The 14,830-nt window shown below is 66.8% G+C and carries 12 protein-coding genes and 1 pseudogene; 8 read left to right on the plus strand and 5 right to left on the minus strand.

What is annotated here, in order from left to right; genetic code table 11:
- Positions 1-11 precede the first annotated feature (11 nt).
- Entirely contained in the window at positions 12-683 is a 672-nt protein-coding gene (locus CJZ82_RS11505; protein ID WP_094555910.1) for an LON peptidase substrate-binding domain-containing protein, read from the plus strand.
- Positions 683-1,657, plus strand: coding sequence for a methyltransferase domain-containing protein (locus CJZ82_RS11510; RefSeq protein WP_094555911.1), 975 nt, complete (start codon positions 683-685; stop codon positions 1,655-1,657). The genes CJZ82_RS11505 and CJZ82_RS11510 overlap by 1 nt, the downstream gene beginning before the upstream one ends.
- On the opposite strand, the gene pheA is transcribed toward CJZ82_RS11510, so the two are convergent.
- Entirely contained in the window at positions 1,624-2,469 is an 846-nt protein-coding gene (gene pheA, locus CJZ82_RS11515) for a prephenate dehydratase (protein ID WP_094555912.1), read from the minus strand. The two genes, CJZ82_RS11510 and pheA, sit on opposite strands and share 34 nt — an antisense overlap.
- A gap of 61 nt (positions 2,470-2,530) precedes the next feature.
- Here pheA and CJZ82_RS11520 point away from each other — a divergent pair, with 61 nt between their 5' ends.
- Complete coding sequence (locus CJZ82_RS11520; protein ID WP_094555913.1) at positions 2,531-3,043, plus strand: DUF1997 domain-containing protein; 513 nt, start codon at positions 2,531-2,533, stop codon at positions 3,041-3,043.
- On the opposite strand, the gene CJZ82_RS11525 is transcribed toward CJZ82_RS11520, so the two are convergent.
- The 3 genes from CJZ82_RS11525 to CJZ82_RS11535 form a co-directional block, all read right to left on the minus strand.
- Entirely contained in the window at positions 3,018-3,614 is a 597-nt protein-coding gene (locus CJZ82_RS11525) for a ribonuclease HII (protein WP_094555914.1), read from the minus strand. The genes CJZ82_RS11520 and CJZ82_RS11525 overlap by 26 nt on opposite strands.
- Entirely contained in the window at positions 3,615-5,741 is a 2,127-nt protein-coding gene (locus tag CJZ82_RS11530) for an Rne/Rng family ribonuclease (protein ID WP_094555915.1), read from the minus strand.
- Positions 5,742-6,033: 292 nt separating this feature from the next.
- Positions 6,034-8,706 carry a TIGR03960 family B12-binding radical SAM protein gene (locus tag CJZ82_RS11535; protein WP_094555916.1) on the minus strand — a complete coding sequence of 891 codons (2,673 nt, stop codon included), beginning with the start codon at positions 8,704-8,706 and terminating at the stop codon, positions 6,034-6,036.
- A 114-nt stretch (positions 8,707-8,820) separates the two neighbouring features.
- On the opposite strand from CJZ82_RS11535, the gene CJZ82_RS11540 reads away from it, so the two are divergent.
- The 4 genes from CJZ82_RS11540 (at position 8,821) to CJZ82_RS11555 (ending at position 12,515) form a co-directional block, all read left to right on the plus strand.
- Complete coding sequence (locus CJZ82_RS11540; protein WP_094555917.1) at positions 8,821-9,981, plus strand: ATP-binding protein; 1,161 nt, start codon at positions 8,821-8,823, stop codon at positions 9,979-9,981.
- Positions 9,982-10,015: 34 nt separating this feature from the next.
- Positions 10,016-11,275 carry an LL-diaminopimelate aminotransferase gene (locus CJZ82_RS11545; protein ID WP_094555918.1) on the plus strand — a complete coding sequence of 420 codons (1,260 nt, stop codon included), beginning with the start codon at positions 10,016-10,018 and terminating at the stop codon, positions 11,273-11,275.
- 85 nt (positions 11,276-11,360) lie between these two features.
- Positions 11,361-11,687, plus strand: a complete 327-nt coding sequence (clpS, locus tag CJZ82_RS11550) for an ATP-dependent Clp protease adapter ClpS (protein WP_094555935.1) — start codon at positions 11,361-11,363, stop codon at positions 11,685-11,687.
- Positions 11,688-12,515, plus strand: a complete 828-nt coding sequence (locus CJZ82_RS11555) for a CPBP family intramembrane glutamic endopeptidase (protein WP_094555919.1) — start codon at positions 11,688-11,690, stop codon at positions 12,513-12,515.
- A gap of 7 nt (positions 12,516-12,522) precedes the next feature.
- Here CJZ82_RS11555 and CJZ82_RS11560 read toward each other — a convergent pair whose 3' ends face one another.
- The gene (locus tag CJZ82_RS11560; RefSeq protein ID WP_094555920.1) at positions 12,523-14,142 is read right to left on the minus strand and encodes a photosystem II high light acclimation radical SAM protein; all 1,620 of its coding nucleotides are present in this window, start codon (positions 14,140-14,142) and stop codon (positions 12,523-12,525) included.
- Between the two features lie 251 nt (positions 14,143-14,393).
- Here CJZ82_RS11560 and CJZ82_RS11565 point away from each other — a divergent pair.
- Positions 14,394-14,830: pseudogene (locus CJZ82_RS11565) on the plus strand (photosystem II q(b) protein); the annotation flags it as partial.

A 14,830-nucleotide genomic window follows, 5' to 3' on the forward strand; every position in this document is an offset into this window, starting at 1 on the left:
GCCGACCTTCCGTGAGTGATCTGGCCGTGAGGGAACTCCCACTCTTCCCCCTGCCGGATGTGGTGCTGTTCCCGCAGGAAGTTTTACCCCTGCATATTTTTGAACCCCGTTATCGCATGATGTTGCGAACGGTGCTTGAGACTGACCGTCGTTTCGGTGTGGTGCGCTGGGACCCAAATCAGCAGGAGATGGCCCAGGTGGGCTGCTGCGCTGAAATTCTTCAACACCAGACCCAGGACGATGATCGCAGCAATATCGTCACCCTCGGCCAGCAACGATTTCGCGTGCTTGAAGTGGTGCGGGAGGCCCCTTTCCGTGTGGCCATGGTCAGCTGGATCGAGGACGATCCCAACACCAGCCACGACGTGCTTCAGGATCTTGGCTTACAGGTCACCCAGGCCCTGAGGGATGTGGTGGATCTGACCGGCAAACTGATCGGCAAGCCGACCACCCTTCCAGCTGATCTGCCCGATCTTCCGCGCGAATTGTCCTTCTGGATCGGTTCTCACCTGGGGGGGCCCGTGGCGGACCATCAACAGGCCCTGCTGGAGCTCACCGACACCTCCGAACGCCTGCGCCAGGAATTCGCCCTGCTCGACCAGACCCGACGGCAGCTCGCGGCACGCACGGTTCTGAAGGACACCTTCAAGGACCTGGGCGAACCCAGGCAAGAACCCTCCTGATGCCCCTTCCAACCTGGCTGCCGCCTCTGGCCATCGGCGCTGGAGCCGGTCTGCTCGGTCTTGGTCTGGTGCGGGAATGGCAGCGCCGTGACCGCCGCTTCCAGAGCACGGCCACCGTGGCCGAGGCCTACGACCGCTGGACCGGTGATCGTCTGCTGGAAAATCTCTGGGGTGAGCACGTGCACCTGGGGCACTACGGCACCCCCCCGGAATCACGCGATTTCCGGGCCGCCAAGGAGCAGTTCGTGCATGAGCTGGTGCGCTGGTCGGGCCTGGACCGGTTGCCCCGCGGCACCCGCCTGCTCGACGTGGGTTGCGGCATCGGCGGCAGCGCCCGCATCCTGGCCCGCGACTACGGCTTCGATGTGCTCGGCATCAGCATCAGCCCAGCCCAGGTAGAGCGGGCCCGCCAGCTCACCCCCGCCGGGCTCTCGTGCCGCTTCGCGGTGATGGACGCCCTGGCGCTGGAGCTGGAGGACGCAAGTTTTCAGGCCGTCTGGAGCGTGGAAGCCGGGCCGCACATGCCTGACAAGCAGCGCTACGCCGACGAACTGCTGCGGATGCTGACGCCCGGAGGGCAGCTGGTGGTGGCCGATTGGAACCGGCGCGATCCTGCCGACGGCGAACTCAACGGTCTGGAGCGTTGGGTGATGGATCAGCTGCTGCACCAATGGGCCCATCCGGAATTCGCCTCCATCCCCTCGTTCCGCCGCAACCTCGAGGCCAGCCCCCATCGGCGGGGCGGGCTGGTGGATACCGCAGACTGGAGTGAGGCCACCCTGCCCTCCTGGATCGACTCCATCCTCGAGGGGATTCGGCGTCCTGGCGCCATCCTCAGCCTTGGACCTGCAGCCGTGCTGCAGGGTCTGCGCGAAGCCCCCACGATCCTGCTGATGCACTGGGCCTTCAGCACCGGGATGATGCGCTTCGGGGTGTTCCGCTACTGCTCCTCGGAAAGATTGGTGAGCGGGTAGTTCCCGAACAGGGCCAGGTGCTGGCAATGGCCGCGCAAGGCTTCGATCGCCTCCTCCAGCAGAGCGGGATCCGCCGGCAGCTCCAGATCGACGAAGAAGATATACTCGCCCATCTCACGCTTGGAAGGGCGTGACTCAATCCGGCTCATGTTCAGCTTCAGCATCGCGAAGCAGCTCAGGGCCTCCAGCAGGGCCCCGGGGCTGTTGCTGCACAGTGAGAAAGCCAGGCTGCAGAGCGTGGCCGCATCGGCAGTCCGGCTCCCCACCTGCCGCTGCAGCATCAGGAAACGGGTGCAGTTTCCTGGCACATCGTTGATGGGGTAGGCCAGCACCTTGAGCCCATGCTCCTGGGCGGCCCGGGGAGAGGCCACCGCTGCGCGGAAGCGGCTGCCGGCCACCAGCCGGGCGGCCTCGGCGGTGGAGCTGGTGGGCAGCTGCAGGGCCTCACTGAGGTGTTCGCTCAGCCAGAGGCTGCACTGGGCCAGGGCCTGGGGATGGGAGAGCACCTCACTGACCCGCTCGATCGGCCCGGAGCCCAGCAGGGCATGGCGGATCGGCAACACCAGACCGCGACGGATGCGCAGTTCGGGGTGCTCCCAGAGGCCATCGAGGCAGGCGGTCACGCCTCCTTCGACCGAGTTCTCCACGGGCACCACGGCGGCATCGCAGCGACCCTCCGCCAGGGCCTTGACCACCGAGCGGATGCCGCTCTGGGGCAGCAATTCCGGCGCGTCGATCCCCTCGAGGGCCGCCAGCTGCCGCGTCGCCTGCTCGCCGTAGGTGCCGGCAGGGCCGAGGAAGGCAAGACGCATGGTGAAGGGGGTGAAACGGCAGTCGATAAGATCATCCCTCCCCGCCCACCGAGACGAGGCGATGACCCTGGCCTTCAGTGCCAGTCAGCAGCTCAGCCTCCCGATCGACGAGCGGGCCGAGGAACTGGTGACCTACCTCGACGACGAGGAGCGAGTGATTCAGGCTCTGCTCGATCCCAGCCAGCTGACCCGCCTCGGCCCGGGCACCTACCGCTATGAGGTGACGCGGTTCCAGGTGTTCCAGCTGCAGGTCAAGCCGGTCGTGCAGTTGCGCGCCCAGCGGCTGCCAGGACGTCTGGAGCTCGAAGCTGTGGGGTGCCACCTGGAGGGGCTTGGCCTGGTGGACGACTTCCAGCTGAATCTGACCTCCTGGCTGGAGGTGGGCGGCCAGGGGCTGGAGGGGGAGGCCCAGATGGCCGTGAGCGTGAGCAGGCCGCCGATGCTGCGCCTGATTGCCCCAGGGGTGCTCGAAGCCACCGGCCGCTCCCTGCTGGGCGGCGTTCTGCTGGGCATCCGCTCGCGGGTGAGCCAGCAGCTCCTCAAGGATTTCAGCCACTGGCGCGAGGGCCGCTGAGCACCCGTCCCAGAAAGCTGAGGCGATGCAGCGGGCTTGGGCCAAGACGGGCCAGGGCCTCCCGGTGAAGAGCGGTGCCATAGCCGGCATGGCGCTCGAGGCCATAGCCGGGGAAGCGCTCCGCCAGGCGCACGATCAGGGCATCACGGGCCTGCTTGGCGAGCACGCTGGCGGCGGCGATCGCCAGGCAACGGCGATCGCCATGCACAAGAGTGCGCTGCCGGCCCGGCCACACCCGCAGGGGCAGAACACCGTCGACGACCACCAGGTCCGGCGCCTGGGACAGGCGCTGCAGGGCCCTGAGCATGGCCATCTCCGTGGCGGTCCTGATGCCGACGCGGTCGATGTCGGAGGCAGAGGCCTGACCAAGCGCCCAGCCTGAGGCCCAGGCAGTGATCAGAGGCACCAGCCGCTGGCGATGGAGAGGGCGCAGGGCCTTGCTGTCGGTCAGACCAGCCGCGGCCAGGGGTGCCGCCGCCTGGGCCGGCAACACCACAGCGGCGGCAAAGACCGGGCCGAACAGACAGCCGCGGCCCACCTCATCCACACCCGCCAGGGCCCTCTGAACCACTCAGACGCTGGCGGAGGAGCGGCGACGGCGGCGGCGGGGCTCACCGCTGGCATCGCTCTCACGCTCTTCCAGCAGCGGCACTGGTGGAGCTTCCAGGGGGGCTTCGGCCACGGCGACGGCGCTGCCCCCGCCGTCCTCGCGCAGTTCCTGACGGCGTGTCCTGGGCTGGGAGCGACCCACCCGCCGCGACTCCGGCGAAGACACCTGGGAAACGGGGATGTGCATCACCGAGGACTCGATCACGGTGGTCATCGGAGCCTCGTCGGGCTCGCCAAAGGCGTCAGGCAAGGGGGTGATTTCCACGAGCGTCGCCTGGGCGTCGTCGTCGCGGCGGACAGCTGGGGTCTCCCCGATCGTGCGGACACTGGGGGCTGGGGATTCGCCACCACTGCCACCACTGCCACCACGGCCACCGCGGCGTCGCCGGCGAGAGCCGGAAACCGCCAGCTGCTGGCGGGCGGCTTCAAGCACCGCATCCCCGTCTTCGCCGGGCCGCACGACTCGCACCACCAGATTCTCGCCAGTGGGGGGCGGATCCAGCAGCAGGGCAGGGCTGAGGCCCATCCAGCCGTAGACGAGTTCCTGGTCAGCGTCCATGGGGACCGCCACCAGATCGGGATCCTGCCGGCGGCTGAGGTTGCTTCCGGCGCTGTTGTCAGCGGCGGGGCCGCCATGGCCTGGCTCCGTCGCGGCGGCAGGGGCCGCGTCCTGTATGTCTGGGAAGAAAGTGGCTGCAGGAGGGGCGGTCTCGACCGCTTCGCCGGCGCCACGACCGCCGCGGCCGCCGCGGCCACCGCGGCGTCGGCCCGTGGCGGGTTCGGCCCCGTTGGGACTGGGCACTTCAGCCCGCGCCGAAGCGGCCGAGCGCACCAGGCCGGTGACGGTGGCCAGGGGCTGGAGGGTGTCCTTGCCCGGCAGGACTGCCACATGGCCGAGGCCACCGCAGCTGGGGCAGGCACGACCGAACAGTTCGTAGATGTTCTGACCCTGCCGTTTGCGGGTCAGTTCCACCAGACCCAGCTCGGTGAGCTGAGCGATCTGGGGGCGGGCCGCGTCGTCCTGCACCGATTGGGTGAAGTGCTCCAGCAGCATCAACTGATCACGGCGCGACTCCATGTCGATGAAGTCGATGATCACCACCCCACCGATGTTCCGCAGCTTGAGTTGACGGGCAATCTCAGCGGCGGCTTCGCAGTTGGTCCAGAGCACCGTTTCACGTGAACTGGCGGAGCGGGTGAACGAGCCCGAGTTCACATCGATCACCGTGAGCGCTTCTGTGGGCTCGATGATCACGTAACCGCCGGATGGCAGGTCAACCCTTGGCTTGAGGGCATCACGGATGGCGGCGTTCACCCGGTAGTGCTCGAGCACATCGGTGCCATCGCTGTGGTGCTCCACCAGCAGATTGGCCTGATCGACGCCGAGGAAGGCGTTCACCCTGGCGACCGCGGCGGGAGTGTCCACCACCACCCTCCAGACCTCGGGGCCGTAGAGATCGCGCAGGATCCGGTGGATGAAGTCTTCGTCGCGGTTGAGCAGCACCGGAGGGGTGGCCGTCTCAGCGGCCTCCTGAATCCCCTCCCACTGCCTGAGCAGGCTCTCGAGGTCGTCAATCAGCTGGTCTTCGCTCACGCCCTCGGCTTCGGTGCGCACCAGCAGGCCCGCGCCGGGGGGCTTGATCAGCACCCCAAGGGCCCTGAGACGGTTGCGTTCGTTCTCACCGCTGATACGCCGTGAAATGCTCACACCCTGGCCCTGGGGCTGCAGCACCAGAAAGCGGCCGGGCAGGGTGAGATTGCCGGTGAGGCGAGGCCCTTTGGTGCCGGTGGGCTCCTTCATCACCTGAACGAGCACCTTCTGGCGGGGCTCAAGTAGTTCGGTGATGCCTGCAGCACCTTTTCTCAGGCGCAGGGGGCCGAGATCGGTGACATGAATAAAGCCATTCTTTTCGCTCTCGCCGATGTTGACAAAAGCGGCATCAATACCGGGGAGAACATTCTCAACTCGGCCGAGATAGACGTCGCCTATCTGATAGCGACCCTGTGCTACGACCAGTTCATCAACACGTTCGTCGGTGAGCACCGCGGCGATCCGCAGTTGCTCAGCGATGACGATCTGCTGGGGCATGGAGGATAGGGGGTGGCTCTTTGGAGCCATGCCATGGATGGGAGTGGATCCCTGAAGCACAAACCCGCCGGGCAGAGCGCGACGCAAAGCTGCTCGACTGCTGGACCAGCAGGAAGAAGACGGAGGAGAAAAACCTTTTGAGGAGCATCCTCAGGAGGATCAACCTCCATTCGCGGCGATGCTGCCGGAACGAGACCGGCCAAAGCGCGGAACAGGCCTTACGGAACCATGGGCCGTAAGACAGAGTCTGCAGAATGGAATCTACAGACAGAACTGCCGTCTTCTGCCGAAGTTAGCACGGGCCTTCCTGAGTCCCTGGCTCAGCTGATCGAAGCCGCAGCCGCTCACGGCTCACATGCCGGAGCTGCAGAGCACATCCCAGCCGCTCCTGAAGCCAGAAGCGCACCTGCTCCGGGCGCAGGCTCCGCCCCTGGGAATCGATCCGGGCCCCAAGGCGAAACCGGCAAGACTCATCCTCTGCGGATAACAAGGTGAGCTCTTCGAGCCAGGGCCGGCAGTCCCGCTGGCGCGGCCGCCCTTTCTTGTCGGTGTCGCTCCAGGGAAGTTCAGCCGCTGTGAGCAGGCTCGCCAGGGCAGGCCCCCAGGCTGCGGTACCCGGGCCAGGGGCGACGGCCAACAGGTCGGCCTGCCACTCGGCCCCCTCCAGCTCCTGGGACAGGCTCGGCGCGCTGACTGGCACCTGCTCCACGCCGGCCAGCACAAGCCCTTCGGGCAGGGTGGCCTGAAGCTGTGCCAAGGCGCCGGGGGGGTCGACGCTGCCGCTGAACTCCAGATCGAACCACTCGCCGCCGGCTTCCACCCCCAGGGGCAGCGCCAGGGCGAACTGCAGGCGGGGCAGCGGATGGAAACCACCGGTGAAGCTCACGGGCAGGCCGCTGCGGCGCAGGGCCCGCTCCATCAACCGCACCAGATCGAGGTGGCTCAGCAGGGCCAGGGAACCGGTTTTGCTGAAACCGAAGCGCAGGCGCTGCAACCGTTCACTGGCAGGAGCGCGGGTGGGTTGCTGCACGGGGATCGGCGGAGCTTCCACCACCACGTTGTGGCCGAACTCCGGGCCGCAGACGCCACAACTGCTGCAGCCGTCGAAGGAGCAGTCGGGCACCACCACCGCGTCGAGCGCCCGCTGCAGGTCCTCCGCCAGCCATCCTTTGTCGACACCGGTGTCAATGTGATCCCAGGGGAGGGGCTGGGCGCAGAAGGCCGCCAGGTCGGAGGTAGTCCTGGCACCGGTCGCGCCCCAGTCGCCCAGCTCCAGGGCCCGATAGCGGCCGCCCAGCCCCGCCGCCTCGATGGCACCGGTCCAGGCGGCATAGGTGGCCTCGACCGTCTCGAACCAGGCATCGAGGCCGGCACCGGCGCGCCAGGCGGCTTCGATCACCGGCGCCAGGCGCCGATCCCCACGCCCCACGAAGTCTTCCATCGCCGAGAGGCGCGCATCGGTGAAGTTCGTCTTGAGGCCCCTGAGCGTGCGCAGCTCCCGCCGCAGCAGCTCCTGCCGCCGCCGGAACTCCGATGTGGACACGCTGTGCCACTGAAAGGGAGTGTGGGGCTTGGGGGTGAAGTTGCTGATCGTCAGATTCAGCTCCAGGCGCCCCAGGTCGAGGCACTGCTGCTGCAACGACCGGCAGGTGTCGGCGATGCCGAGCACATCTGCATCCGTTTCACCGGGCAGCCCGATCATGAAATAGAGCTTGACCTTGCGGTAGCCGCTCTCCATGGCGGTGCGAATGCCGCGCAGCAGCTCGGCGTCGGTGAGGCCCTTGTTGACGATGTCGCGCAGGCGCTGGGTACCGGCTTCCGGGGCGAAGGTGAGCCCGGCCTTGCGGGTGCCGCCGAGGATATGGGCGATGTTCTCGTCGAAGCGATCGACCCGCTGGCTGGGCAGGGTGAGGCTCACGTTCTGCTCGGCCAGGCGGTTGCGCAGCTCCACCCCCACCGCCGGCAGGGCCAGGTAGTCGGAGCAGCTGAGCGAGAGCAGGGAGAAATCGCTGTAGCCGGTTCGCTCCATTCCCGTTTCCACCGCCTCGATCACCGCCTCGGGCTCCACGTCGCGGGCCGGGCGGGTGAGCATGCCGGGCTGACAGAAGCGGCAGCCACGGGTGCAGCCGCGGCGGATCTCGATCGTGAGCCGGTCGTGGACGGTTTCGATGTGGGGCACCAGCCCCATGCCGTAGTGGGGCATGGGCGTGGCCACCCGGCGCAGCAGCCGCGGCGGCGCGCCGGCAACCAGTGGCACCAGGCTGATGCCATCGGGACCGGGGCCATAGAGCGATGGCACGTAGACCCCTGGCACCTGGGCCAGATCCCGCAGCAGGGCGGAGCGGCTGAGGCCGGCAGCCTTGCCTTCCGCCACCACCAGACCGATCTCGGGCAACAGTTCCTCGCCGTCGCCGAGGGCGATGAAATCGAAGAACGCGGCGAAGGGCTCGGGGTTGCTGGTGGCGGTGGGGCCACCGGCGAAGATCAGCGGCGGAGCAGCGGGATCCGCCAAGGGGAGGTCGCCACGGCCTGAGGCGTGGATCGGCACATGGGCCAGATCCAGCATGTCCAGAATGTTGGTGGCTCCGAGCTCGTAGCTGAGGCTGAAGCCGAGCAGGTCGAAGGCGGGCAGGGGCCGGCGGCTTTCCACCGCGAACAGGGCCTGCTGCCGTTCCCGCAGCCGTGCGGCCAGATCCGGCGCCGGCAGGTAGGCCCGGTCGCAGAGCTGGCCAGGCACGGCGTTGAGGATCGAATAGAGAATGATGTGGCCCAGGTTGCTGGCACCCACCTCGTAGATCTCGGGGTAGGTGAGAGCCCAGCGCACAGCGGCGGCCGACCAGTCGCGGGGCTCCACCCCCAGCTCATTGCCGAGGTAGCGGCCTGGCTTGGCGATGGTGGGATCCACCAGGCGATCGAAATCGATCGGCGCCCACTCGATCGGCTCGCTCGCAGGGGCGACGGTCACGGGGGGTGGCGGCTGGGTGCAGCCTTGATCGTATGGAGGCCAGAGACCAAGCAGGCAAAGCCGGACTTCCCCACCAAAGCATTAACCATGCAATTCTGCGCTTAAAATGCAGAAATGCATGGTTATCTATTTAGGAATGCAGCCGCGGGCCTGGCGAAGGCCCTGGCTCGGGCGCCAGCGGCCCTGCTGCTGGGGCCACGCCAGTGCGGCAAGTCCACCCTGGCCAGAAAGCTTCTGGCGGAGCGCGGCGATGGCGTGCTGCTGGATCTCCAGGACCGCGGCGATCGGGCCAAGCTGGCAGAGCCGGAGCTGTTCCTCGAGGCCCACCGCAGCCAGCTGGTGTGTCTGGATGAAATCCAGCTACTGCCGGAGTTCTTCAGCCTGCTGCGCTCCGAGATCGACCGGGATCGCCGGCCCGGTCGCTTTCTGCTGCTGGGCTCGGCCTCCGGGCCCCTGCTGCGCCAGAGCCACGAAAGCCTGGCAGGACGCATCGCCCAGGTGGAACTCACTCCATTTCTGCTGCAGGAGGTGAGCGACACCAGCAGCTGGCAGCAGCTGTGGCTGCGCGGTGGCTTCCCGGAGAGCCTGCTGGCCGCCACGGGAGAAGACAGCATCGACTGGCGTGAGGACTTCATCCACACCTTCCTGGGACGGGATATCGCCTCCCTCGAGCTGGGGCTGCCTCTGCCACTCATGGAGCGGCTGTGGCGCCTTCTTGCCCACAGCCAGGGCCAGACTCTCAATGCCAGCCGACTGTCGGGGCTGCTGGACCTACGCAGCGCCCGGCTGCAGCAGCTGATGGCAGTGCTGGAGCAAACCTTCATGCTGCGGCGCCTGCCGCCGCTGGAAGCGAACCTGAGCAAGCGGCTGGTGCGCTCGCCCAAGCTGTATTTGCGCGACAGCGGCCTGCTGCACAACCTGCTCGGCATCGAGACCTACGACGATCTCCTGGCCCACCCCCAGGCCGGCGAGAGCTGGGAGGGCTTCGTGATCGAGCAGCTGATTGCTGCCCATCCACGCTGGCGCCCCCATTTCCTGCGCACCAGCAATGGGGCCGAACTGGATCTGGTGCTGGAGCGGGGCCAGCGCCGGCGGGTGTACGAAATCAAACTCTCAAAAGCCCCGAAGCTCTCACGCGGCTTCCATGAGCTGGTGCACCAGCTCCAACCGGAGCGGGCGGAACTGATCGCGCCGGTGGATGGGAGCTATGCAGTGAAACCAGGCATCTGGGTGCGGTCGCCGCTGGAAGCCAGCCAGCCCACCACCGCTACATAGGACAATCCGAGCAGTCAAAGCAGCTCCGCGCGAGATGGTTCAGATCAACGGCAACTATCTCAAGCTCAAGGCGGGATACCTCTTCCCGGAGATCGCCCGGCGGGTCAAGGCGTTTGCCGAAGCCCACCCGGAGGCCCAGCTGATTCGCCTGGGCATCGGTGATGTCACCGAACCTCTCCCCCTGGCCTGCCGCGAGGCGATGAAAACAGCCATCGACGCCATGGGAACCCACGAGGGCTTCCACGGCTACGGCCCCGAGCAGGGCTACCTGTGGCTGCGGGAGGCGATCGCCAAGCACGATTTCCAGGCCCGCGGCTGCCAGATCAGCGCCGAGGAGATCTTCGTCTCTGACGGCAGCAAGTGCGACAGCGCCAACATCCTTGACATCCTCGGGCCGGACAACCGCATCGCCGTGACCGACCCGGTGTATCCGGTTTATGTGGACAGCAATGTGATGGCCGGCCGCACCGGCGACGCTGATGGCAACGGCCAGTACGGCGGCCTCACCTACCTGCCGATCAATGCCGAGAACGGCTTCAGCGCCCAGATCCCGAGCGAGCCGGTGGATCTCATCTATCTCTGCTTCCCCAACAACCCCACAGGTGCGGTTGCCACAAGGGAGCAGCTCAAAGCCTGGGTGGACTACGCCCGCGCCAATGGCGCCCTGATCCTGTTCGATGCCGCCTACGAAGCCTTCATCCAGGACCCCGAGCTGCCCCATTCCATCTATGAGATCGATGGGGCGCGCGAGTGCGCCATCGAGTTCCGCTCCTTCTCCAAGAACGCCGGCTTCACCGGCACCCGCTGTGCGATCACCGTGGTGCCCAGGGGCCTGATGGGCACCAGTGCGGATGGGGAGAGCGCCGAGCTCTGGGCCCTATGGAACCGCCGCCAGAGCACCAAGTTCAATGGCGTGAGCTACGTCGTGCAGCGAGGTGCCGAAGCGGTGTACTCGGCTGAGGGGCAGGCCCAGGTGAAGGCACTGGTGGCCTTCTACATGGAGAACGCGGCAATCATCCGCCGCGAACTCACGGCTGCCGGCCTGGAGGTGTACGGCGGCGAGCAGGCCCCCTACGTGTGGCTGAAAACCCCTGAGGGAGTGGATTCCTGGGGCTTCTTCGACCAGCTCCTGAACGAGGCCCATGTGGTGGGCACCCCGGGCAGCGGCTTCGGCGCCGCCGGTGAGGGCTACTTCCGGCTCTCGGCCTTCAACAGCCGGGCAAATGTGGAGGAGGCGATGACCCGGATCGCGCGGGGCTGCTTGATGCCTGCGACAGCAGGGGCCGCCGCCTAATTTGGGACCCTGCTCCGCGGGCCAAGGTCCTGTCGCCAGCGATACCCCCAACTGTTCCTGCCGGATGATCGTCTCCCCTTTGCTGATGGCTCCCCCCCTCGCCGTGGAAACCCCCAGCCGCTCGCCCGGCGGTGCCGCGGTGATCGAGAAGGAGAAGCAGCGGGTGCGCAAGCCCTCGCCTCGCTACAAGGTGCTGCTGCACAACGACCCCGTCAACTCGATGGAGTACGTGGTGGGCACCCTGCGCCAGGTGGTGCCCTCCCTGAGTGAACAGGACGCCATCGCCGTGATGCTGGAAGCGCACAACACCGGCGTCGGCCTGGTGATCGTCTGCGATCTGGAGCCCGCTGAGTTCTACAGCGAGACCCTCAAGGCCAAAGGCCTGACCAGCACGATCGAGCCGGAGAGCTGAGTGCCGCGGCGCGCCTGGCTGGGCTGGATCAGCACGCTGCTCTACCTGCCGTTGCTCTATGGCCTCGGCTGGTTGACGGTGCAACCGGTGGCGGCGACAGGTCTTCTGGGCGGTTGGAGGGCTGATCAGATTGCCCTGCTGGGCACGGGGCTCTCCTTCCTGCTGTTGCTGCTGACCCTGCCCCTGCGCCTGGACCGGGCCTGGGGTGAACGGCGGCCGTGGCGGGCGCTCGGGGTTGCCATGGGTTGGGGCGTGGGTCTGCGCTCCCTGCTGCGCGGTCTGCTCAAAGCCCTGCTCCTGCTGGTCTTTGTGGCGGGTCTGCTGCTGATCAGCGGGCAGGCCCGCTGGAATGGCGGACTGACGTGGGCCCAGGTCGTCAATGCCGTGCTGCTGATCCTGGGGGTCGGCTTCGCCGAAGAACTGGTGTTCCGCGGCTGGCTCTGGGGTGAGCTGAGACAGCGGCTTGGCGGAGGAGCACAGGCCGATCAGCGGGCCCTGATCGGCCAGGCGGCAATCTTCAGCCTCGCCCACACCCGCTTCAATCTCGGCTTCGCGCCGATGGCCGGGCTGCTGGTGGGTCTGCTGCTGCTCGGACTGGCGCTGGGGCTGCAGCGGCGAGCCGACGGCGGCTCCCTCTGGGGTGCCGTGGGCCTGCACGGTGGCCTGGTGGGCGGATGGTTTTCCCTGCTGGCTGGGCCGCTGCAGATCAGCCCCACAGTGCCTCTCTGGCTGGCCGGCCCCGGTGGGGCTGATCCCAACCCGATCGGTGGATTGCTCGGCTGGGCAGGACTGGCCGCTCTGCTCTGGGTGCGGAGGCGCTTCTGGTGAGCCGGGATCAGCGCACCGCCGTGGCCAGCGCCTTGCGACCCTCCACCGGCGCATGCAGTGCGTCCTCCAGGGGGGCCAGGCCGTAGGTCCGCTCGAGCAGCGCCATCACGGTGCGGCCGAAATCGCCGGGGTTGGTCTCGAAGGCCTCCAGGCAGATCCGGCCGAACACGCTGCCCATCGGCTCGGGATTCCAGAGCAGCTTGCGGGCCGTCCACGGCATCATGCTCATCGGGTTGTAGCCAGGCTCGATCAGGCCCTGCTCGAAGCCGTACTGCTCCAGATGGGTATGGGGCTGCAGGCCGATGAAGAAGATGGACGGCTCCACCTTGTCGGCCCCGAAAATGCACTCCAGTTCGCGGTGATAGGCCACTGTCTGGCGGATGGTTTCTGGCCGCTCGTCGATCACGTTGAAGGAGTAATTCACCGACACGTGTTCGCGGAAACCGGCTCTGGCCAGCAGGCGGCAGTTCTCCAGCACCGTGCGCAGGTTGTAGCCCATCCGCATCTTGCGCACCAGCTCCTGGCTGCCGGAGGTGATGCCGATCTCGAAGTAGTCCATGCCGGTTGCCACCATCAGCTCGGCCAGCTCGGCGTCGATGTTGTCGGCGCGGATATAGGCCGCCCAACGGATGTCATCCATGCCCGCCGCCAGAATCGCCCGAAGCAACTGCTTGGCATCTTCGATGTAGCGACGGGCCGGAATGAACTGGGCGTCCGTGAACCAGAAGCCGCGCACGCCACGGTCGTAGAGCTGGCGCATCTCAGCCACCACCTCCTCCACCGGATTCACCCGCACCGCCTTGCCTTCCACCACGGTGTAGACGCAGTAGCAGCAGTTGTGGGGGCAGCCGCGCTTGGTCTGCACGCCAACGTAGAAATCACCTCCCTCGAGATACCAGTCGAGCTGGGGCCAGATCGAGGCGATGTAGGGGTAGTCGCAGGCGGTTTTGATCACCCCCTCGGGCTGCTCATGGATCAGGCCCTCCCGAGGCAGCTCACCCACCACGTAGCAGCGCTCGGAGGCCAGGGAGCGGCCGCTGATCAGCTTCTCCAGCAAAGGCTCCCCTTCCCCCACCGAGACCACGGTGCCCGCTGGCAGGCTCTTGCCAAGCTGCTCGTAGAACACGCTCACCGCCCCGCCGCCGATCACCACCCGCGCCGCCGGCTGGAAGCGGCGGGCACGGCGCAGGCCGCGGCGCACCAGACGCAGATTGCGCCATAGCTCGCCATAGAACGCCCCCATCAGGCGCAGGCCACCGAGGGCACCCCGCAGTCGTCTGATGGGATTGGAGGCATAGAACACCTCGAATGAGTTCTGCAGGGGATTGCCGCCGCGACCATCCACCGGCGCATAGATCTGAATGTCGCGCCAGGAGAACACAAGCAGGGTGGGGCGAAAGGCCTCGATCGTGTCCAACAGCACCCGCTCGACATCCAGCAAAGGCAGAGCCGCCAGATCGAGAATTCGCTGGGGCAGCTCCGGGAAGCGTTTGTGCAGGTGATCAGCCAGATAGACCGGGCCGATCGGGAAGATCGGATTGCAGGGCAGGCGAATCAGCAGCACCCGCTCGCCGTCGGCAGCGGAGAGGTGCGGATTCATTCCCAACTGCTGCTCCGGCCGAGCCATCGGCTTACTCAGGCGAGTTTGGACGCTAACAAGCGTGCATGCACGGAAGTGGCCTGGTCGCGACGAGCCAGCCGCCACCCTGGAGCCGCGCCCCGCTGAAGCCGGAAGCAAACCTTAAGCGCTTCACACATCCCGCAATGGTCTGTTACATTGCAGCAGGCGACAGGCTTTCGAGCCGAGCGGACAGAAATTTCTGATCCGGGTTGTCGTTCTACCTACCCGCTCCTTCCGGGGCACACACTCACGCTCTCATGACCACCACCCTTCAGCAGCGCCAAGGCGCGTCTGCCTGGAGCCAGTTCTGCGAGTGGGTCACCTCCACCAACAACCGCCTCTATGTGGGCTGGTTCGGTGTGCTGATGATCCCCACCCTGCTGGCTGCCACGATCTGCTTCATCGTGGCCTTCATCGCTGCTCCTCCCGTCGACATCGACGGCATCCGTGAGCCCGTTGCCGGCTCGCTGCTTTACGGCAACAACATCATCTCCGGCGCCGTTGTTCCTTCCAGCAACGCCATCGGCCTGCACTTCTACCCGATCTGGGAAGCCGCCAGCCTCGACGAGTGGCTCTACAACGGCGGTCCCTACCAGCTGGTGGTCTTCCACTTCCTGATCGGCGTCTTCTGCTACATGGGCCGCGAGTGGGAACTTTCCTACCGCCTCGGCATGCGCCCCTGGATCTGCGTGGC

The sequence above is a fragment of the Synechococcus sp. 1G10 genome, from assembly GCF_002252625.1.
GTDB lineage: Bacteria > Cyanobacteriota > Cyanobacteriia > PCC-6307 > Cyanobiaceae > Regnicoccus_A.

Bases quoted from the DNA above. Each gene is read 5' to 3' on its own strand.
- CJZ82_RS11510 (WP_094555911.1), top strand. From the start codon at position 683: ATGCCCCTTCCAACCTGGCTGCCGCCTCTGGCCATCGGCGCTGGAGCC.
- pheA (WP_094555912.1), bottom strand. From the start codon at position 2,469: ATGCGTCTTGCCTTCCTCGGCCCTGCCGGCACCTACGGCGAGCAGGCG.
- CJZ82_RS11520 (WP_094555913.1), top strand. From the start codon at position 2,531: ATGACCCTGGCCTTCAGTGCCAGTCAGCAGCTCAGCCTCCCGATCGAC.
- CJZ82_RS11530 (WP_094555915.1), bottom strand. From the start codon at position 5,741: ATGCCCCAGCAGATCGTCATCGCTGAGCAACTGCGGATCGCCGCGGTG.
- CJZ82_RS11540 (WP_094555917.1), top strand. From the start codon at position 8,821: ATGCATGGTTATCTATTTAGGAATGCAGCCGCGGGCCTGGCGAAGGCC.
- CJZ82_RS11545 (WP_094555918.1), top strand. From the start codon at position 10,016: ATGGTTCAGATCAACGGCAACTATCTCAAGCTCAAGGCGGGATACCTC.
- clpS (WP_094555935.1), top strand. From the start codon at position 11,361: ATGGCTCCCCCCCTCGCCGTGGAAACCCCCAGCCGCTCGCCCGGCGGT.
- CJZ82_RS11560 (WP_094555920.1), bottom strand. From the start codon at position 14,142: ATGGCTCGGCCGGAGCAGCAGTTGGGAATGAATCCGCACCTCTCCGCT.